The following is an 18,461-nucleotide window of genomic DNA, read 5'->3' on the forward strand; positions in this document are numbered from 1 at the left end:
CGCTCTCTGGGCGAGCTAACAAGATAGCGCGAGATCGAGGGGAAGTTCATGAGTGAGGGGCAGGGCCGCGTCTGGATCGATGCCGAGACCAAGGTCGCCGATGCGCCGGAGGATCACCACGACCAGCTGCGTCTATGGCTGCGGTTGTTCAGCGTCACGCGCCTGGTGGAGAACGAGGTGCGCAGCCGCTTGCAGAGCGAGTTCGACGTCACTTTTCCCCGTTTTGATATCCTCTCGCAGATTTATCGCATGCCCGAGGGACTGATCCTGGGCGAGCTGTCGCAGCGCTTGATGGTTTCGCCCGGCAATATCACCTCGGTCATCAAACGGCTCGAGGAAGATGGACTGATCCTGAGGACGCAAAACCCCAATGATCGGCGCGAAAGCATCGTGCAGATGACGCCGCTGGGCCGCGAAAAATTCAAGGAAATGGCGGCGGCCCACGAAGAGTGGATCCGCAACCTCACTGACGGCCTCAACGCCGCCGATGTCAAATCCTTGCTCGGTCTTCTGCAGAAGACCAAGACGTCGGTGCGCCGGGCCTTGGTCGACGACACACGGCCCTGACCCGGCGCATTATTCGGCCTCAGTCTTCGTCCGGCACCACGGCCAGGGCGACGATCTCGATCTTGGCGCGATCTTCCATCAGCGCCACGACCTGCACCGCTGCCATGGGCGGAAAATGACGGCCGATGATCTCGCGATAGGCCGCACCCACCTCTTTGAGCCGCGACTTGTAGGCATGGCGATCGGTAAAGTACCAGGTCAGCTGGATGATATGTTCCGGCTTGGCGTCGGCCTTTTCCAGCACGGCGACAATATTTTTCAACGTCTGGCGCACCTGGTCGACGAAGTCGTCCGAGTGAAATTCGCAGTTCTCGTCCCAGCCCACCTGGCCGCCGACCTGCACGATGCGACCGCGCGTCGAAATGCCGTTGGAATAGCCGATGGGCTTGGCCCAGTTGTCGGGCTGGATGAACTGGTGGGTCATGGTGTCGGCTCCAGGTAACGGGAAAGACCGGCACGAACATCGTCGGGCCAGCGTGTGGATTTGTGATCGGTGAGCGAAGTGGCGACGATGCGCTGCTGGATGGTCCAGATAACGTGCTCGCCAACGCTGACAATCGTTTCGAGATCGAGCGAGGCACCGCCGACCTTGCGCACATGCACGGCGAAGTCGAGCACGTCGCCATAGGTCGCGGGACGCTTGAATTCGATATGCATGGTAACGGTGGGCAGGCCCATCTTGCGCTCGAACATCAATTCCTTCCAGGTGACCCCGAAGGAAGCGAACATGGCCTCGTTCACGTCGACCAGCATGGAGAGATAGGCGGGGTGATAGGCGATCCCGGTCAGGTCGCAGTCCCCGAAGCGCAGGGGTTTGGAAATCGTGAATGCCATTATGTCCTCCTATCCAGCCAAGACTTCACCGCCAGCAACGGCGATGGCCTGGCCCGTTATGGCCGAAGCCGATGGTTGCGCCAGCCACAGTACCGTGTCGGCGACCTCTTGCGGCGACACCAGTCGTCCCTGCGGATTGGCCTTGGCCAGCTCAGCCCTCGCGTCTTCCGGGGTGCGCCCGGTCTTGGCGACAATGGCCTCGATCGAGCGGGTGATGAGTGGCGTATCGGTAAATCCGGGGCAGACCGCGTTCACCGTTGCGCCCGTGCGCGCCAGTTCCAGGGCCAAGGATCGGGTCAGTCCCACCACACCATGCTTGGCGGCGGCATAAGCACTGACATAGCGATAGCCGGTCAGTCCCGCCGTCGAGGCGATATTAATAATCCGCCCGGCTCTACTGGCCTTAATATCGGCCAGAAACGCCTGGGTGACCAGGAAGACACCTGTGAGGTCAGTCAGAATGACCTTGTTCCAGAAGGCCGGTGTCATCTTGTCGAACGGCGCGCTGGGAGCCTCGCCGGCATTGTTGACGAGGATCTCCACCGGGCCGAACCCATCATGTGCAGCGATCACGCCCAGCGCGATGGCATCGGCATCGGTGACGTCGAACCGGTCCACCAGATGCACTCGGTCCGGCGGCAGGCTATCTGCCGCCGCTTCCAGCCGCGCTTGGTCGCGACCGGTCATCGTCACATTGGCGCCGGCTTCGAGCAGGCTGTGCACGATGGCAAGGCCTATGCCGCCCGAGGCGCCGGTCACCAGCGCATGGCGACCGGACAGGGTCTGCGTGGGTCCGCTCATCGGGCCGCTCGCTCCAGATTGTTCTCGTATTGCGCCTTCGCCGAATAGTATTGCTTGGGCCAGGCCACCGACTTGATACCGATCTTTGCGGTTTCGTGCATCAGCCAGCTTGGATCGGCCAGGTGCGGACGAGCCACGGCGCAGAGATCTGCGCGGCCGGCCGCAATGATCGAATTGGCGTGGTCTGCTTCCGAAATGGCGCCCACTGCAATGGTGGGGATGCCGACTTCGTTGCGCACCTTGTCGGAGAACGGGGTCTGGAACAGGCGCCCATAAACCGGCTTCTCCTCTTTCCAAACCTGACCGGATGAGCAGTCGATGAGATCGGCGCCAGCGTCCTTGAACATCTTCGCAAAGATCACTGCATCATCGGGCGTGTTACCGCCCTCGTACCAGTCGTGGCAGGACAAGCGCACCGATATCGGGCGATCTTCCGGCCAGACTTCCCGCACGGCGCGGAACACTTCCAGCGGGAAGCGGGCGCGGTTTTCGTGGCTGCCGCCATATTCGTCCTCGCGACGATTGGTCAGCGGGCTCAGGAAACTCGACAGCAGATAGCCATGGGCGCAGTGGAGCTCAAGCCAGTCGACGCCGGCTTCGGCGGCACGCATGGCCGCAGCGACATGGTCGGCCTTGACCCGATCCATGTCGGTCCGGTCCATCGCCTTGGGCACCGGACTGTGTTTGAGATAGGGCAGGGCCGAAGCCGAAATCAGTGGCCATGCACCCTCTTCCAGCGGCTGGTCGATGCCATCCCATGCGAGCTTGGTCGAGCCCTTGCGGCCAGCATGGCCCAACTGGCAGCCCAGCTTCGCACCGGTATTGGAGTGGACGAAATCCGCCAGGCGCTTCCAGCCTTCCTTCTGCTCGTCGTTCCACAGACCCAGGCAGCCCGGGGTGATGCGCGCATCGGGCGAAACGCAGGTCATCTCAGCAAAAACCAGCGCTGCACCGCCCATGGCGCGCGAACCCAGATGTACCATGTGGAAATCGTTGATCAGCCCGTCGGTGGCCGAATACATGGCCATGGGCGAAACGACGATGCGGTTCTTGAGCGTCACGTCGCGCGCCTTGAACGGCGTCAGCATGGGCGGCAGGCTGCGCGTGTCAGGCTCGACATTGAGCCCCGAATGCGCGGCAAACCAGCGCTCATAGCCTTCCAGCCATTTGGCGTCCCGCAGGCGCAGGTTTTCGTGGCTGATACGCTGCGAGCGGGTCAGCATGGAATACATGAACTGCTCGGGGGGCAGGGTATCGGCGTAGCGTTCACCCACCACCTCGAACCATTCCATCGCGTTGCGGGCCGCATTCTGGATACGGGCCACATCGACGCGTCGGATCTCTTCGTAGTCGGCCAGCACGGCCGGAATCTTATCCGCGTCATGCCCATGAATCTGAAACTGCCGCGTCAGCTCGATCGCATCCTCGATCGCCAGCTTGGTGCCCGAGCCGATGGCGAAGTGCGCGGTGTGGGCGGCGTCGCCCATCAGCACCACATGCGACTGGCCGTTGAAATGGCTCCACTTGCCACAGATCAGCCGGTTGAAGTTAAGCCAGGCCGAGCCGCGCATATGCCGCGCATTTGTCATCAGCGGCGCGCCATCTAGCGTGTCGGCGAATAGCGTCTCGCAGAAGGCGATGGAGGCGTCCTGATCGGCGCTGTCGAGACCGTGCGCCTTGAACGTATCCTCTGTGGTTTCAACGATAAAGGTCGAAGTCTGGTCGTCGAACTTGTAGATATGCGCCTGGAACCAGCCGTGGTCGGTCTTGCGGAAATCGAAGGTGAAGGCGTCGAATTGCTTGTTGGTCCCCAGCCAGATATAGCGGTTGGGGCGCTGCTGCAGATCGGGCTGGAACACGTCCTTGTAGGCGTTTCGGACCTTGGAATTGAAGCCGTCCGAAGCAATTACGAGATCGGCGTCGGGAAAATCGAGATCGGAATTGACCTCGGTCTCGAACTTGAGCTTGACGCCGAGTTCCTCGCAGCGCGCCTGCAGGATATTGAGCAGCTTCTTGCGCCCGATACCGACAAAGCCGTGACCGCTGGTGCGCTGCCGGGTGCCTTTGAACAAGACCTCGATATCGTCCCAGTGGTTGAAGGCGTCCTTGATGATCGCCGCGCTTTCCGGGTCCCATTTGTTCATGGCGTCCATGGTCTGGTCGGAGAACACGACCCCCCAGCCAAATGTGTCATAGGGCCGGTTGCGCTCGACCACCGTCACCTGGTGCTCGGGGTGGTTCTTCTTCATCAACAGGCCAAAATAGAGGCCGGCCGGCCCGCCGCCGATACAGACTATGCGCATGGTAACCTCCGTCGCGGCGATACCGCCAATTGCTTTAGGTCTAAAATATATGCAAATGCATATTCGTCAAGACCTAAAGCATTTTTGCGCGATCACGCCTTTGATGAGATCTGCGAGAGCGCTTGATGCGCGCCCGCGATTTTCACATGGCAGGGGCTGCGCCGGCTCCCTGAACCGACCGATATGCTGAGAGCGCGACGAAGCCGCCGTCGATCACGATGTCTTCGCCAGTAATCGACTGCGCCAGGTTGGAAGCGAGAAACATCACGAGGTTGGCGACCTCGTCGGCCTCCACCGCCCGCCCGGAGGGGGTCGCGGCGATCATAGGCGCCAGATGCGGCGCGCCGCGATTGAGGTCAGTGACCACCAGTCCCGGGCAGACGGCATTGACCCGAATGTTCAGTGCCGCGAATTCCGATGCCGCTGCGCGCGTCAGCCCCCGCATGCCCCATTTGGAGGCCGTGTAAGCCGGGTCCTGATGGGCCGAGAAGGCACTGTTAGAGGCGATATTGACGATGCTGCCGCCGCCAGATTTCGCCATCAGCGGCGCGACGAATTTCTGGCCCAGAAACACCCCCTTGAGATTGATCGCCAGTGTCAGATCCCAATCCTCGACCGACATCTCAAGGATCGACCGCCGCCTTACGATGCCCGCATTGTTGACCAGGACATCGAGCCGTCCGTGCCAGGACTCGGTGGTAGCGATGGCGGCCTGCCAGGCGGATGGATCAGTTACGTCCAGCCGCTGGAATCGGGCCTGCAGCCCTGACTTCGTTAGCGCATCGGCGAGTGCAAGGCCCTCCTCCTCAAGCACATCAGCGATCATCACGGCCGCACCAGCTTCTGCCAGTCGTCGCACCTCGACCGCACCCTGGCCCCTGGCGCCGCCCGTGACGAGGGCAACTTTGCCTTTGAAATCAAACATGATCGATCTCCTCCGCCATGACCCGGGCCGGCAGCGAGCGACGCTCGGCCCCTTGGGGGCCGTCGTTGAGAAGTTTCATGGTCTTTGCCTTAGAGGGAGCCGAGAAAATCGTTGGCTTAGTAAAAGTCCGGCGCCTTGCGCAGTTCAGCCCATTGCTTGCTGTCGTGGCCGGCGATCACCAGCGCACCTTCGCGCTGCTGCACAGCCCGCAACTTCTTTACCGAACGCACCACTTCGATGGCCGAATGCAGCGCGCCGGGCAGTGCCTTTTCCTCGAAATGGTCCATTGTGTCGGCGGCATCGACCGCCAGCAGTACCGAAGCGCCGGCCGAGGTCCGTACAAGGATGGACTGGTGGCCGCAGGTATGTCCGGGCGAGCGGATCAGGACGATCGAGCCATCGCCATAAAGGTCGTAGAAGTCGCCCCACGAATTTTCGAGGATCAGCCAATCGAGGTCGGGCCGGTCGAAATCCTTGCGGACATAGGCGGCGCGCGCGAACCAGTCCGGAGCGTGGGCATATTCCCACTCCACCCTCTGCACCACATGGGTCGCGCCGGGGAACCGGCCCACCGCACCGACATGGTCAAGATGCAGATGCGACAGCACCACATGGCGCACAGATTCCGGCGCAATGCCCATGGCCGTTAGCTGGGCCACGCATCCCTGTTCCGGCGTCATGACAGGCGTGAAAAACTCGGCGACCTTGCCCCAGTGTCCGGCCGCGTCGGTGGCGCATTCGACCGGCGTGCCCCCATCGATCACCACATTGCCCTTGGGGTGGGTGATCAGGAAAAACGGCACCGGAATCTCGAATGGTTCATCGGCGCCATTGAGATAGATGTCGTGGTAGTTGCATTTGAGAATGCCGGTATCGAACAGATAGAGACGGATATCGTCGGCCATGGTTTTCCTCCCAGGATCAGTTTTGCGCCACGCTTCAGGCGCGACGGAAGCCTTCCAGCGCCGTATCGGGCACGTCGGGCAGATTGGTTACCAGATTATCGGGCGTGCGGCAGGTCAGCCAGACCAACTCGTCGGTTGTCGACATGTTCACCTCCACATGCGGCATGAAGGGAGGAACAAAGACGAAGTCGCCTTCGAACAGGTCGACGAACTCGGCATAGTCCGCGCCGAAATAGATGCGGCCGTGACCCTTGAGCACATAGCCGCCGGTTTCGCATTCCTCGTGGTGATGCGGCGGCGAACGATGGCCCGGACCATTGGATACGCGCCCAAACCAGATTTTCGTGGCCGGCGAATTCTGTGGACTGACGCCTGAGCGCCTGACGCATTCTCCAGACTGCAGCGTGGTCTCATCCAGCGAACCGGCACGCGTGACGACAGGGACGACGGCTGGGGTGGTCATGGAAAGGGTCCTTCCGGTCATTTGATGAACTGGTACTTTTTGCGGTCAATGGTCGAAGCGACGGCGAGAATAATGACGACGCCCTTCACCACTTCCTGGGTGAAGCTGTTAACGCCGATCACGTCCATGCCGTTGGAGAGGATGGCGATGACCAGAACGCCCAGGATCGTGCGATGCGGCCCGCCAATGCCGCCGGAAAGGGCGGTGCCGCCCATGACAATTGCCGCGATGGAGTCGAGCAGCATGTTGGCGCCTGCCGTCGGCGTGCCGGCGCCCACCTGGGCGGTCAGCATCACGCCTGCCAACCCGCAAAGCGTCCCCGAAAGCATGAACGCCAGCACCTTGTAGCGCAGCACCGGTACGCCGGCATTTGCCGCGACCAGCTCACCGCCGCCAATGGCATAGAGATAACGACCAAGCGTGGTCTTGAATGCCACAAAGGTCAGCACGGCGGCGGCCAGCGCCGCGATCAGGATGATATTGGGGACGCCGAACAGCATGGCAGCATTGACCGAGGAGGTCAGCGAGAAATCCATGAACATGATCGACGTGCCGCCGGTGATCATGTTCGCAATGCCTGAAAGCACCGAAAGCATCCCTAGAGTTACGAGGAAGGATGGCACTTTCAGACCGATCAGGATCAGACCGTTAAAAGCGCCGACACTCAGGCCGACGCCCATCCCGACCAGCACTGCGACCAGAGGGCCCGCTGGGTCGATGACCATGGCTGCAACGATGCCCGCCAAGGTGACGATCGAGCCCACCGACAGATCGATCGAGCCGATCATGATCACCATGGTACCGGCCAGCGCCACCAGGAGCAGCACCGAGGACTGCCGGCCGATATTCATCGCGTTGTCAAAGGTGGCAAAGTACGGATTCTGCACCGCAAAAAAGGCGATCAGAACTGCAATGACCACGAGGGGATAAAGGGCCACGGCGTTCTGGCGAAGCCAGCTGGATCGTGCGGCTTCGGGAGCGGCTTTGGCAGCAATTGCGGTCATTTGTATGGTCTCCTCAAACCATGCCGCGCACGACGGCGGCTTCTTCCGGCTTGGCATGGGCTGGTGCGGCGATGGTGTCGGTGATGCGCCCCGCGCGCAGGGTCACGATGCGATTTGAAAGCCCGATGAGCTCGGGTAGGTTGTCCGAGACCAGCAGGATGGCGACGCCTTCGGCGGCGAGTTCGCGCAGCAGTTGATAAATGTCTTCCTTGGCCCCGACATCGAGGCCGCGCCCCGGGTCATCCAGGACGAAGACGCGTATGCCGCGCTCCATCCATTTCGCGAAAACCACTTTCTGGGCATTGCCGCCTGAGAGATTAAGGATCTGCACGTGTCGGCCTGCAACCCGAATGCGCAACCGCTCGATCCAGCCATCGGCCATGCGGGCGGAACGCGCCGCCGACAGCACCGGGCTCCGGCCATGGCGCAGGCGCTGCAGCGAGGGCAGGGCCATGTTCCATTCCACCGAATGCACGCCAATCACGCCGGCAAGGTTGCGTTCCGCAGGGACCGTGCCGATACCGCGCCGCACCGCCTGGGCTTGGCGGCCCAAGGGCAGGGGTGCGCCGTCGAGCAGCACCTGACCCTGGCTGGGGCGCAACGCCCCGGAGAGCACCCCTGCAAGTTCGGTCTTGCCCGAGCCCATCACACCGGCGACGCCAACGATTTCGCCGGCATGCAGCGTCAGATCGATAGCCTCGAGCGCACCGGGCAGGTGAATGCCGCGCAATTCGACCACTGGCGCACCGGGTTGGTCGCGCTGGGCGGACTCCTTGTAGTAACCGGCGAGTTTCGGGCGGCCGACAATCGCCTCATGGATGCGATCTGCGTCGGTCTCCACGACTGGCCACTGGCCGCTGACGCTGCCGTCCTTGAGCGTGACCACGTCATCGCATACTTCGAAGACGTCGCTCAGGTGATGGGAGACGAACAGGATCGACGCGCGCGATTTCCAGCGGCGGATCGAGTTGAACAACACCTCGGTTTCGGCATCGGAAAGCGCGCTGGTCGGCTCGTCCAGAAGGACAATCGGTTCCACCGGATAAAGGTGTCCCAGCGAAAAGGCCTTGGCGATCTCCACCAATTGACGCTGTCCGAAGGACAGATCGCCGGTGCGAGCCTTGGGATCGATATCGAGCCCCAGCTCGGCAAACACCTTGGAGACGAACGCAGCCATGCCCTTGGCATCAAGCACGCCAAGGCGCGAAAATCGCTTTTCGCGCCCCAAAAGGATGTTTTGATAGACTCTGAGGTCCGGCACCAGGCCCTGTTCCTGGAACACCGTGGCAATGCCTAGGGCGGCGGCATCGGCCGCAGACGCGAATTTGCGTTCGCTGCCATTGACCAGCAGCCGGCCCTCGCTGGGCGCACGCGTGCCGTTGATCATCGCAATGATCGTCGATTTGCCGGCGCCGTTTTCTCCGACAAGCCCTAGGACAGAATGCCGCCGGAGCCGGAAAGACGCGTTGTTGAGGGCGGTGACGTGACCATATCGTTTGGTCACGCCCTCCAGTTCGAGTGCGATTTCGGGCGTCATCCGGCGGCTTCCGTTCTTAGGACTTTACCGGGCCGGTCTTGTAGTGCTCCGCATAAAGCGCATCGACGTCTGCGAAAACGCCCTTTTCGGCTGCGCCTTCATAGGCCGGATTGAGCTTGCCACGGTTTTCCGGGAACGGTCCCCAGTAATCGTCGGGATTGATGGCCGTGATCTTGTTCTGCGGGTCCCAGGTCTCGGGGTTGAGCGTACGGCTCATCTTGGCCCAGTCGAAGGGATCCTGCCCTTCGCCATAGATGGCGTCGGCGATGGGGCCGGCATTTTCCGCCGTGGCAAGCGCGGAACCGGTGAACAGCAGCCGCTCGCCCAAGGTCGGCTTCCAGCCGTTCATGGCGTCGAAGGCCAGCACCGTGGTGAAGCCCGCGCCATAAGGGGGCAGGGAGGTATGGGTTGCAACCATCTGCTCGCCCTTGGCCACCTCGCGCAGACCTTCGGGCAGTCCGTCAACGCCGGAAACCTTTATCCCGGTAAGGCCGCGTTCGCGCAAGGCGCTGATAACGCCGAGGGCCATATTGTCGTTCTGCGCGAACACGCCCTTCATGTCGGGATGCGCGGTGAGCATGGACAGCATCACCGTGCGAGCCTTCTGGCGATCCCAGTCGGCGCGCAGTCCACCAACGATTTCGATGCCGGGATATTCGGCCGCGGCCTGCATCAGGCCGGCAGTGCGATAGACGTCGGTGGGCGTGGCGAGGCCCGCGATATGGACGATCTTGCCTTCGCCGCCGACGCTGTCGAACAGTGCCTTGGCGACCTCATAGGCGCCCTCGACCGAATTGGGGGTGACGAAGGCAACGAAGTAGTCGCCGATATCGGGCGGCGTGAACCATTCCGGTGCCTCCCAGCTGGGCACGAAATGGATGGCGTTTTCCTGGCAGAACTGGGCCATCATCGGCAGCGAGCCGGCCGGGTTGACGCAACCGATCAGCATATTGGTCGAGCTGCTGGGCAAGCTGCGCACCTGCGACAGCTGCCGCGCTGTGTCGTTCTGGTGGAAGATTTCCTGCGGCTCGAGGCCAAGCGCGACGGCGGAGCGGTTGAAAGCCTGCGTCCAGACATTCCAGTAGTCGTTGGCCGGTGTCGAGACCTGGTTGGCGATCCGCTTTCCGGTGGCCGCCTCGGCCATCCTGGTCAGGGCCGGCGTCACCGCCAGCGACAGGCCCGCAGCGGCGGCGAGCTTCAGAAATACGCGTCGTTCCATACCGTCACGCATGGTCAATGCGTGGCGGACGATCTGTTCTTCAGACATGGGTTCCTCCCCAACAAATGTCACTTGTAAATAATTATATAATTTCTCATATGTCAATAAATTACGAAATTTGGCGATGGGCGGTCGCCTGAAACGGCACCTGGGAGGAGGAAATGTCCATGTTGATCAAGGGAATGACTGCGGTTCTCACCGGGGCGGCGGCGCCGGATGGGATCGGGTTCGCCACCGCCCGTCGCTTCGTCGAAGAAGGGGCTAGGGTGGCGATCCTCGATCTCCGACAGGAGGATTGCGCGCGTGCGGCGGAATCATTGCGGGCCATTGGAGGCCCGAATGCGGCCATCGGCGCGGCGGTGGATGTGCGGGATCGCCAGGGCCTGGCCCAGGTCGCGCAGCACCTGCAAACTACTTTCGGGAAACTCGACATTCTGGTGAACAATGCCGGGATTGCTCAGAAGCGGCGGCTGGAGGAGGTCAGTGCCGAGGATTGGCATGCCACGCTGGATGTCAACCTGATGGGCATGTTCAATGCTACACAGGCCATGCTGCCGCTGATGACCGATGGCGGCGCCATTGTCAGCGTTGCCTCGATCGCCGCGCAACGCGGCGGGGGGCTGCTTGGTGGGCCACATTATGCAGCCTCGAAGGGGGGCGTTCTTGCTCTCACCAAAAGCCTGGCGCGCGAACTGGGGCCGCGACGCATTCGCGCCAACGCCGTCAATCCCGGTGTCATCATCACCAGCATGAATCGCACGGCATTTGATGCCGCCACCCAGGCCGGCATGGTGGCGAGCATACCGCTGGGCCGATTCGGTTCGCCGGAAGATGTAGCGCGCGTTTGTTTGTTTCTCGCCAGCGATCTTTCCGCCTATGTCACTGGAACTGCGGTAGATATAAACGGCGGAATGCATATGCATTAGGCTATAGGTCCGCAGGCGGCGGGATCGAAGGGGATGAACTGTTGGATACTGTGACCAGGCTAGTTTCGATCTTCGATCTTTTTGATGCGGCCTCCGGCCCGGTGAAGGTCGACGAGATCGCGGCAGCGCTCGATTGCTCCATTCCCACCGCCTATCGCTACCTCAAGGCGCTGACGGGCGCGGGCCTGGCCTCACAGAATGTCGATGGTGGCTATGGATTGGGGCCGCGCATTATCCAACTGGACCGGACCATGCGCCGCAACGACCCTTTCCTGGTCCGTTCGGGCGAGGTGATGGCCGAGCTCCTGCCCAGGCTGAACGGCAACCTCATGGTTTGCGCCTACTACGCGGGCAATGTCGTCTGTATCGATCAGGCCTGGCCCGACCGCACGATCATGACCAGCTATGATCGCGGTCGCGCCATGCCGCTGTTGCGCGGCGCCGCCGGCAAGGCGATTCTGGCCCATCTGCCGCATCATCGGCTGCGCGGCCTGATGGCCGATCACGCCGACGAAATACTCAAGGCGGGCCTGGGCAAGAACTGGGCCGAGTTCAGCGGCAAGCTGAAAGCCATCCGTTCTGTGGGCTATTCGCTGTCTATGGGTGAGGTCGACCCGCAGAACGGCGGGATCGCCGCACCCATCTTTGACGAGAACGGCAAGGTGCGTGCTTCGCTGGTTTTGGTAATGCCAGCAGAGCAATTGCGCGCCGCCGATCTCGAAGTGCTCTCGAGCATTATCCGCGATGGCGCCGCCCGCATTTCCCATCCGCCGTCGGCCTCTACCGAAGCATAGCGGACGTTACTTCAGCTTGCCGAGTGAGCGCAGTGCGCGCTTGCAAATTCGAGCGGTGGCCGGCCCGGTGCTTTCTGAGGCCCATCGCGCGGTGATCTCTTGCACCCAGTCGGCCCTGGTTTTGCTGGCGTCATTGAGCCAATTACCAACAGAATCCTGCACATAGGCGGCCTGATCGGCTCTTAGCGGTTCGAGCAGTGGCAGGGCAATCTCTGGCGCGTGCTTGAGCGTCTCGATATGCGCGCACCACACGCCGCGGGGGCGAGTTGCTTCGCTGCCAAACCGCCGGATGCGCTCGGATGGGGCGGTGGTCCAGGGTGCAAGAAGCGCAATCGCTGTCTCGATCTCGGCGGCCAGATGGGGGCGTACGGCCATCCATGCCCATTCGCGAACGCCGAAATGGCTGTCGTCGGCAAGCGGCCTGATCAGGTCCAGACGGGACGCGAGATCGAGCGACGTGTCCTCGCCAATAGTGAAGCAGGCCCAACCTCTTACCGTGTCGGACGGATGCGCGCCGAGGCGGCGAATGGCGTCGCGGCCATAGGCCTCGTGCAGCATGCGTCCGGCCAGTGCCATGCGGCGTGAAATGCCTTCATTGGCGGCGGCGCGCATGGTGGTGACTGTGGTTTCGCCGAGATCGGGGAGGGCTTGTGACATGAGAGCGGCGAAGTCGACGGCCAGGCATTCGGTCAGTGTCGTGGCCTCGACTGTGCCTGAATTCATGGCGTCGAGGCGGTCTGGTTGGATGTCGGAAATGCGCTGGCTCATGCTGCGTCCTCCGGCCAGGCGCGCTGCAAGAGGGTGCTGAGCGTCTGGCGTGCAGGAGCGTCAAGGTCTTGAAAAAGCGAGGCAATCCAGCGCGTGTGCTCCTCGAACAGATCGCCGGCCAGCACTTTTCCGGCCTCGGTCAGCGCGATGATCAGCTTGCGACGATCCACGGAATCGGGATTGCGGGTGACGAGGCCATCGCGCTCCAGACCGTCCAACAGGCCGGTGATGGTGGCGCGGGTGACGCCGGCGCGGTGGGCGAGTTCGTGGGGTGGCAGGCCATTCGGCTCGCTGCGCAGCAGGAACAGCAGCACGAACTTGCTTTCGGACAATCCGTGTGGCGCCAAGCGTTGGGCGCAGGCGCGATCTATGGTGGAGGCCAGCGCAAGTATCTGAAAACACAGACGCATCGTGTCGATGCCGGGCAAGGCGCGGCTTTGGGCTTCGCGCAAAAGCGCGGCATGTTTCAGTTCCAGCTCAATCATAAGTACCCTTATAGTACGGCGCCATACTAAAATCCAGTGCGTTGACAGGATTTGAAACGCGCGGTAACGTTCCCATGAAGCAGAAGCTCAACAGCTCGCGCAGGGAAGAGTCATGGGACCACGCCGCACTCGTCGGCCGACCATTATCGATGTTGCCGAACGGGCAGGGGTCTCCAAGAGCACCGCCGCCCGGGCGCTCACCGGCTCATCCAATATCACCGAAGAAACGCGCGACCGCGTGGTCAAGGCAGCTGAAGCCGTCGGCTATGAGCGCAACCACCTGGCGGTAGGTATGCGCTCGGGACGCAGCGGCATGCTGGGCCTCGTCATTCCCGATATCACCAACCCGTTCTGGGCCGACGTGGCGCGCGGCGCACAGGACCGGGCCGTCAAGGCCGGCGCGTCGCTGCTGGTATTCTCGTCGGACTGGAACCCCGAAGCCGAGGCGGCGCATTTGCGCACGCTGCGTCGGGCTCGGGTCGACGGCGCCGTGGTCAATCCGGTTTCCGACAGTTTTGAAGATCTCGACCGGTTCGGTCTGCCTTGCGTGTTCATCGGCTCAAGCGCCGAGCGCTTCCCGGACGTGTCCAGCGTCGGCTCGGATATCGCTCAGGCAGTGCGGGTTGGGCTGGATCACCTGGTTTCCCGGGGCCATGTCACGCCGGCACTGATCCTCGGCCCCAAGTCCCGACTGGCGCGGGCTCGTTTTCTGCGCGCGGTGCATGAGCATTGCGTCGAGCGCGATGTCGATCCGGCGGTGCTGGCGATCGAGGATGGCGAATATACGGTGGAAGGCGGACGCGAGGCGATGAAGCGCCTGTTGGCACAGCCGCGCGTCGGGCATCTGGCGGTGTTTGCCGCCAACGACATGATGGCGCTGGGCGCGATGATGGCGGTGCGCGATGCCGGGCTCGACTGCCCGCGCGACGTGTCTATTTTGGGATTCGACGGCATTCCCTCAGGCGAATTTGCATGGCCGGGGCTGACCACCGTGGCCAAGCCAGGCCGCGATATCGGTGAGCGCGCCATCGAATGCCTGTTTGACGAAATCGATCACAAGCCGGAGCACCGGCGTGTCTATATGCCGTGCCGGCTGCTCGAGCGGGGTTCACTCGCCGATCTGTCTGCTGCGGCGCCCAAGCGCATGGCTGGGGCAGGGAGGATCTGACAATGGCTGCCAATGATGGGCAAAACCGGGATTCTGCGGCACACGGCGGGAACGTTCCCAAATTTCGCGAGGATTCTACCCGACCGCGGTATGAACGAATTATGAACGAAATGTCCCCTGAGGGTGCTGCCGTCATGTCCGGACCGGGCTGGCGCGAAAAGGTCAGGCAGTGGTGGCCCTATTACGCCATGATGGCACCGGGCCTGATCTTCTTCTTCATCTGGCATTATGTGCCGATCTGGGAGGCCAAGATGGCCTTCGAGCAGGTGCGCATCATTCCGCCCAATATCTGGGTCGGATTGAAGAACTTTCAGCAGCTGTTCGCCTCGCCGATCTTCTATCAGGTGTTGGCCAATACCCTGATCATTTCGGGCATGAAGATCCTCTTCGTCTTCCCGGTGCCGATCATGGTGGCGCTGCTGCTCAACGAAATCCGCAGCGGCAAGCTGCGCGGCGCGATCCAGTCGGCGATCTACCTGCCGCACTTCCTCTCCTGGGTGGTGATCGCCGGCGTGTTCATCGCCCTGCTGTCACCCACCGATGGCGCGGTCAGCCAGGTGCAGCAATCGATGGGGTTCGGCACGACCAATTACCTCACCAATACCGGCACCATTCGCTGGGTGCTGGTGATCTCGGAAATCTGGCGCTCGGCCGGTTGGGACAGCCTGCTCTATCTGGCGGCCATCTTTGCCATCGACCCGCAGCTTTATGAGGCGGCGGAAATGGATGGGGCCAATCGCTGGCAGAAAATCTGGCACGTCACCATTCCCGGCATCGTGCCGACCATTGCGACGCTGTTCATTCTCAATATGGGCATGTTCCTCAGCGCCGACCTCAACCAGGTCATCAACTTCCAGAACGACGTCAACGCCTCCACCATCGATATTCTCGACACCTATGTGTACCGCATGGGGCTTTCGACCGGTGAATATGCGCTGGCCACGGCGGCGGGCCTGTTCAAGGCCGTGATCGGCATGATCCTCGTCGTCACCTCACACCTCGTCAGCAAACGCCTGACCGGCAAGGGAGTCTGGTAATGGCCAGCCAGTCGCGCCGCACGCCGCTCGAACGCGTCGAATATGTGCTCATCGTTTCTTCCTTGCTGTTGCTGGTGGTGTTCACCCTGCAGCCGCTGATCAACCTTCTGGCGCTGAGCTTCACCGAGCCCAGCAAGGTGGCCGGTTTTTCGGGTCTGTCGATCATCCCGGACGGCTTTTCGCTCGAAGTGTGGTCGCTGCTGCTGCAGCATCCCAATGTGCAGCGCGGCCTGTTCAATTCGATCTGGATGACGGCGACCAGCGTCACCATCGGCGTCATGGGCACCGCGCTCATGGCCTGGGGCCTGTCGCGGCCCGGCCTGCCCGGACGCCGCTTCATCTTCATCGCGGTGCTGGTGACCATCGTCTTCGAGCCGGGCATCATTCCCGACTACTTCCTGATGAAGCGGCTGGGCCTGCTCAACACGCCCTGGGCCGTGATCATGTATAAGGTGATCAGCGCCTGGTACCTGATCATCCTCGTCCGCTTCTTCGAGGAAATTCCCAAGGAATTGCTTGAGGCCGCAGAGCTCGACGGCGCCAATCCGTTCCAGACCTTCTTTCTCGTCGTGCTGCCGCTCGCCAAGTCGGCGCTGGCCACCATCGCGCTGTTCTACCTGGTGCTGCACTGGAACGAGTTTTTCCGTTCGATGATCTACCTCAACGACCAGACCAAATGGCCCTTGCAGGTGGTGCTGCGCCAGTTCGTCATCGAAGGCGACAAGGTGGCGATCGTCGGCTCGGCCAATGCCAGCGGCAATATCGGCATAGCCCAGATCAATATCCGCGCCCTCAAGGCCGGCATGATCTTCATCACCATCCTGCCGATCCTGGCGATTTATCCCCTGATCCTGAAGTTCTTCACCAAGGGGACAATGTCGGGAGCGTTGAAGGGATGATCAGCGTCTTGCGGGAAGAACCCCCTCCCGGCCTCCCCCTGAAGAAGGGGGAGGGTGCTGCGGTGGGGAACATACGAGTTGCCACAGGCACGGCTCCGCTCCTCCCCTCTACAGGGGGAGGTCGGGTGGGGGTGCCGGATACCCAAGAATTCCGCTTCGGCGGCGTGACTGAATAACAACGGAGGAGATACCCCAATGACACTCAAGAAACTGCTTTTGGCCACCACGGCCGTGGCCATGATGGGCGCGACGGTGGCGCCGGTGCTGGCGCAGACGACGCTGCGTCTGGTGAGCAAGGATCTGCTGACCACCAATCCCGACGATGTCCGCCTGATCGAGGAGATCGAGGCCGGCCTCAAGGCCAAGGGCCTCGACATCGACATCCAGACCGTCGACCTGCCGAGCGGCACGGCCGCCTATGGCGAGGCGCTGGGCGTGATGCTGCTCTCGGGTGACATTCCCGACATCATCTATTTCCAGGGCGGCGACCAGAAGATGGCCGACCAGGGGATTCTTGAAGACCTGACGCCCTGGATCGAAAAGTCGGAAAACATCAAGGCCGCGCTCTGGCCGCACAATGTCGACCGCCTCGCCAACTATCCCTACCTGCTCTACATCTACCCGCCGCGCGCCCCCCAGCCGGTGATCCGCAAGGATTGGCTGGATGAGCTGGGCCTGCAGCCCCCGACCACGGTCGAGGAATACGAAGCCCTGTTCCAGGCGATTCACGACGCCGACCTCGATGGCGACGGCACCACGGGCAATACGCTCGGCCTGACCGGTTTCGGCAATACCGCCGAGCTCGACTCCATCTTCAACCAGGCCTTCGGCGTCACCGGCACCTGGATGAAGAATGGCGAGGGCAAGTGGGTCAATGCCCGCGTCACCGACGCCGAAAAGGCCAAGATCGAATTCTATGCCGGCCTTGCCGCCAAGGGCCTTTATGACAAGGAATTCGTGACCAACACCTTCGACATCAAGGAAGACAAGTTCTACACCGGCAAGGCCGGCGTGATCTTCGGCTCCTCGCCGGAAGTGATTGATATCTATGCCGGCAAGATGCGTCAGGCCCATCCGGGCGAGGACATCGAACTGGTGGTGCTGCCGGCCCCGACGGGCCCGGGCGGCCAGGGGCTGGCTGCAGTGGATGTGTCCAAGGAATCGCGCGGCTGGGCCATTTCCTCGCTGTCCGAGAACAAGGAGGCGGCCGCTGCGGTGCTCGACTTCATGGCCTCCAAGGAAGGCCAGGACCTCGAACGCCTGGGCTTCAAGGACGTGCAATATACCGTCGGCGCCGACGGCAAGGTGACCTTCACCGACGCCATCTCCACCTGGTATGCGCGCTTCTTCAACGCCGCCAACTGGGTCCCGCCGACCCCGCTGCTGTCGCCCACGGCGCAGACCGCGCTCGACAACATCAAGGCCGGCTTCAAGCCTGACAACGCCTTTGTCTGGCCGGCCGAATATGCGGCCGAGGTGGACGCGGCCGAGCAGGTCTATCGCTCCTGGATGGCCCGCTTCATCACCGGCGAAGCGAGCATCGATCAGTGGCAGCAATTCGTCGACGAGTACAACGCCGCCGGCGGTGCCCGCATGGCCGAGTATGCTGCGACGGTGCTGGGCGAGTAAGCAATGAGCGGAGGAGGGAAGGGGTCAGTATCCAAGCGCTTATCCCTCCTCTAAGCCCTCCCCGCGAGGGTGTGTTTACGGTGGGTGGATCGGGAGGCATGGAGCCCTCGGCTCCTGCTCTCCCTCCCCCTTGAGGGGAGGGCCGGGGAGGGGGTCGTCCAGCGATTAACCGATGGACCCCCGCCCACAATCCCTCC

19 protein-coding genes are annotated in these 18,461 nt (G+C 62.1%); 7 read left to right on the forward strand and 12 right to left on the reverse strand.

Annotated elements, in window-relative coordinates:
- Positions 1 to 48 precede the first annotated feature (48 nt).
- Entirely contained in the window at positions 49 to 567 is a 519-nt protein-coding gene (locus DEVEQU_RS10885; RefSeq protein ID WP_126150603.1) for a MarR family winged helix-turn-helix transcriptional regulator, read from the forward strand.
- A gap of 19 nt (positions 568 to 586) precedes the next feature.
- Here DEVEQU_RS10885 and DEVEQU_RS10890 read toward each other — a convergent pair whose 3' ends face one another.
- The 10 genes from DEVEQU_RS10890 to DEVEQU_RS10935 form a co-directional block, all read right to left on the reverse strand.
- Positions 587 to 991, reverse strand: coding sequence for a RidA family protein (locus DEVEQU_RS10890; RefSeq protein ID WP_126150604.1), 405 nt, complete (start codon positions 989 to 991; stop codon positions 587 to 589).
- Positions 988 to 1,401 (reverse strand): acyl-CoA thioesterase, encoded by a 414-nt coding sequence (locus DEVEQU_RS10895; RefSeq protein WP_126150605.1) that lies wholly within the window; start codon positions 1,399 to 1,401, stop codon positions 988 to 990. The genes DEVEQU_RS10890 and DEVEQU_RS10895 overlap by 4 nt, the downstream gene beginning before the upstream one ends.
- 9 nt (positions 1,402 to 1,410) lie before the next feature.
- The gene (locus tag DEVEQU_RS10900) at positions 1,411 to 2,202 is read right to left on the reverse strand and encodes an SDR family NAD(P)-dependent oxidoreductase (protein ID WP_126150606.1); all 792 of its coding nucleotides are present in this window, start codon (positions 2,200 to 2,202) and stop codon (positions 1,411 to 1,413) included.
- Entirely contained in the window at positions 2,199 to 4,505 is a 2,307-nt protein-coding gene (locus DEVEQU_RS10905; protein ID WP_126150607.1) for a bifunctional salicylyl-CoA 5-hydroxylase/oxidoreductase, read from the reverse strand. The genes DEVEQU_RS10900 and DEVEQU_RS10905 overlap by 4 nt, the downstream gene beginning before the upstream one ends.
- A gap of 142 nt (positions 4,506 to 4,647) precedes the next feature.
- Positions 4,648 to 5,430, reverse strand: coding sequence for an SDR family NAD(P)-dependent oxidoreductase (locus tag DEVEQU_RS10910; RefSeq protein ID WP_126150608.1), 783 nt, complete (start codon positions 5,428 to 5,430; stop codon positions 4,648 to 4,650).
- Between the two features lie 116 nt (positions 5,431 to 5,546).
- Positions 5,547 to 6,335: an AttM family quorum-quenching N-acyl homoserine lactonase gene (attM, locus tag DEVEQU_RS10915; protein WP_126150609.1), complete on the reverse strand. Its 789-nt coding sequence runs from the start codon at positions 6,333 to 6,335 to the stop codon at positions 5,547 to 5,549.
- A gap of 34 nt (positions 6,336 to 6,369) precedes the next feature.
- Entirely contained in the window at positions 6,370 to 6,798 is a 429-nt protein-coding gene (locus DEVEQU_RS10920; RefSeq protein WP_206437827.1) for a cupin domain-containing protein, read from the reverse strand.
- 17 nt (positions 6,799 to 6,815) lie between these two features.
- Positions 6,816 to 7,802 carry an ABC transporter permease gene (locus tag DEVEQU_RS10925; protein WP_126150611.1) on the reverse strand — a complete coding sequence of 329 codons (987 nt, stop codon included), beginning with the start codon at positions 7,800 to 7,802 and terminating at the stop codon, positions 6,816 to 6,818.
- 13 nt (positions 7,803 to 7,815) lie between these two features.
- Positions 7,816 to 9,339, reverse strand: coding sequence for a sugar ABC transporter ATP-binding protein (locus DEVEQU_RS10930; protein WP_126150612.1), 1,524 nt, complete (start codon positions 9,337 to 9,339; stop codon positions 7,816 to 7,818).
- Between the two features lie 16 nt (positions 9,340 to 9,355).
- A complete protein-coding gene (locus DEVEQU_RS10935; protein ID WP_126150613.1) occupies positions 9,356 to 10,606 on the reverse strand; it encodes a sugar ABC transporter substrate-binding protein in 1,251 nt (416 codons plus the stop codon).
- 134 nt (positions 10,607 to 10,740) lie between these two features.
- On the opposite strand from DEVEQU_RS10935, the gene DEVEQU_RS10940 reads away from it, so the two are divergent.
- A complete protein-coding gene (locus tag DEVEQU_RS10940) occupies positions 10,741 to 11,484 on the forward strand; it encodes an SDR family NAD(P)-dependent oxidoreductase (RefSeq protein ID WP_223214186.1) in 744 nt (247 codons plus the stop codon).
- A 50-nt stretch (positions 11,485 to 11,534) separates the two neighbouring features.
- Complete coding sequence (locus DEVEQU_RS10945; protein WP_223214187.1) at positions 11,535 to 12,278, forward strand: IclR family transcriptional regulator; 744 nt, start codon at positions 11,535 to 11,537, stop codon at positions 12,276 to 12,278.
- 6 nt (positions 12,279 to 12,284) lie between these two features.
- On the opposite strand, the gene DEVEQU_RS10950 is transcribed toward DEVEQU_RS10945, so the two are convergent.
- Positions 12,285 to 13,046 carry a DNA alkylation repair protein gene (locus tag DEVEQU_RS10950; RefSeq protein WP_126150616.1) on the reverse strand — a complete coding sequence of 254 codons (762 nt, stop codon included), beginning with the start codon at positions 13,044 to 13,046 and terminating at the stop codon, positions 12,285 to 12,287.
- On the reverse strand, positions 13,043 to 13,531 hold the full coding sequence (locus tag DEVEQU_RS10955) for a MarR family winged helix-turn-helix transcriptional regulator (protein WP_126150617.1): 489 nt from the start codon (positions 13,529 to 13,531) through the stop codon (positions 13,043 to 13,045). Before DEVEQU_RS10955 ends, DEVEQU_RS10950 begins: the two co-directional genes overlap by 4 nt.
- A 112-nt stretch (positions 13,532 to 13,643) precedes the next feature.
- On the opposite strand from DEVEQU_RS10955, the gene DEVEQU_RS10960 reads away from it, so the two are divergent.
- The 4 genes from DEVEQU_RS10960 to DEVEQU_RS10975 all read left to right on the forward strand — a co-directional run bounded on the left by DEVEQU_RS10960 (position 13,644) and on the right by DEVEQU_RS10975 (position 18,264).
- Positions 13,644 to 14,699 (forward strand): LacI family DNA-binding transcriptional regulator, encoded by a 1,056-nt coding sequence (locus DEVEQU_RS10960; protein WP_126150618.1) that lies wholly within the window; start codon positions 13,644 to 13,646, stop codon positions 14,697 to 14,699.
- 101 nt (positions 14,700 to 14,800) lie between these two features.
- Positions 14,801 to 15,736 carry an ABC transporter permease gene (locus DEVEQU_RS10965; protein WP_126150619.1) on the forward strand — a complete coding sequence of 312 codons (936 nt, stop codon included), beginning with the start codon at positions 14,801 to 14,803 and terminating at the stop codon, positions 15,734 to 15,736.
- Positions 15,736 to 16,635 (forward strand): carbohydrate ABC transporter permease, encoded by a 900-nt coding sequence (locus DEVEQU_RS10970; protein WP_126150620.1) that lies wholly within the window; start codon positions 15,736 to 15,738, stop codon positions 16,633 to 16,635. The genes DEVEQU_RS10965 and DEVEQU_RS10970 overlap by 1 nt, the downstream gene beginning before the upstream one ends.
- Positions 16,636 to 16,830: 195 nt before the next feature.
- Positions 16,831 to 18,264: an extracellular solute-binding protein gene (locus DEVEQU_RS10975; RefSeq protein WP_223214184.1), complete on the forward strand. Its 1,434-nt coding sequence runs from the start codon at positions 16,831 to 16,833 to the stop codon at positions 18,262 to 18,264.
- The last annotated feature ends 197 nt before the right edge of the window (positions 18,265 to 18,461 follow it).

The organism is Devosia equisanguinis (genome assembly GCF_900631955.1).
Taxonomy (GTDB): domain Bacteria; phylum Pseudomonadota; class Alphaproteobacteria; order Rhizobiales; family Devosiaceae; genus Devosia; species Devosia equisanguinis.

Excerpts from the sequence above, each read along its gene's own strand:
- DEVEQU_RS10930 (WP_126150612.1), bottom strand. The coding sequence starts at position 9,339 with ATGACGCCCGAAATCGCACTCGAACTGGAGGGCGTGACCAAACGATAT.
- DEVEQU_RS10910 (WP_126150608.1), bottom strand. The coding sequence starts at position 5,430 with ATGTTTGATTTCAAAGGCAAAGTTGCCCTCGTCACGGGCGGCGCCAGG.
- DEVEQU_RS10885 (WP_126150603.1), top strand. The coding sequence starts at position 49 with ATGAGTGAGGGGCAGGGCCGCGTCTGGATCGATGCCGAGACCAAGGTC.
- DEVEQU_RS10900 (WP_126150606.1), bottom strand. The coding sequence starts at position 2,202 with ATGAGCGGACCCACGCAGACCCTGTCCGGTCGCCATGCGCTGGTGACC.
- DEVEQU_RS10895 (WP_126150605.1), bottom strand. The coding sequence starts at position 1,401 with ATGGCATTCACGATTTCCAAACCCCTGCGCTTCGGGGACTGCGACCTG.
- DEVEQU_RS10905 (WP_126150607.1), bottom strand. The coding sequence starts at position 4,505 with ATGCGCATAGTCTGTATCGGCGGCGGGCCGGCCGGCCTCTATTTTGGC.
- DEVEQU_RS10970 (WP_126150620.1), top strand. The coding sequence starts at position 15,736 with ATGGCCAGCCAGTCGCGCCGCACGCCGCTCGAACGCGTCGAATATGTG.
- DEVEQU_RS10955 (WP_126150617.1), bottom strand. The coding sequence starts at position 13,531 with ATGATTGAGCTGGAACTGAAACATGCCGCGCTTTTGCGCGAAGCCCAA.
- DEVEQU_RS10920 (WP_206437827.1), bottom strand. The coding sequence starts at position 6,798 with ATGACCACCCCAGCCGTCGTCCCTGTCGTCACGCGTGCCGGTTCGCTG.
- DEVEQU_RS10890 (WP_126150604.1), bottom strand. The coding sequence starts at position 991 with ATGACCCACCAGTTCATCCAGCCCGACAACTGGGCCAAGCCCATCGGC.
- DEVEQU_RS10960 (WP_126150618.1), top strand. The coding sequence starts at position 13,644 with ATGGGACCACGCCGCACTCGTCGGCCGACCATTATCGATGTTGCCGAA.
- DEVEQU_RS10935 (WP_126150613.1), bottom strand. The coding sequence starts at position 10,606 with ATGTCTGAAGAACAGATCGTCCGCCACGCATTGACCATGCGTGACGGT.
- DEVEQU_RS10965 (WP_126150619.1), top strand. The coding sequence starts at position 14,801 with ATGAACGAAATGTCCCCTGAGGGTGCTGCCGTCATGTCCGGACCGGGC.
- DEVEQU_RS10975 (WP_223214184.1), top strand. The coding sequence starts at position 16,831 with ATGACACTCAAGAAACTGCTTTTGGCCACCACGGCCGTGGCCATGATG.
- DEVEQU_RS10950 (WP_126150616.1), bottom strand. The coding sequence starts at position 13,046 with ATGAGCCAGCGCATTTCCGACATCCAACCAGACCGCCTCGACGCCATG.
- DEVEQU_RS10925 (WP_126150611.1), bottom strand. The coding sequence starts at position 7,802 with ATGACCGCAATTGCTGCCAAAGCCGCTCCCGAAGCCGCACGATCCAGC.
- DEVEQU_RS10940 (WP_223214186.1), top strand. The coding sequence starts at position 10,741 with ATGACTGCGGTTCTCACCGGGGCGGCGGCGCCGGATGGGATCGGGTTC.
- attM (WP_126150609.1), bottom strand. The coding sequence starts at position 6,335 with ATGGCCGACGATATCCGTCTCTATCTGTTCGATACCGGCATTCTCAAA.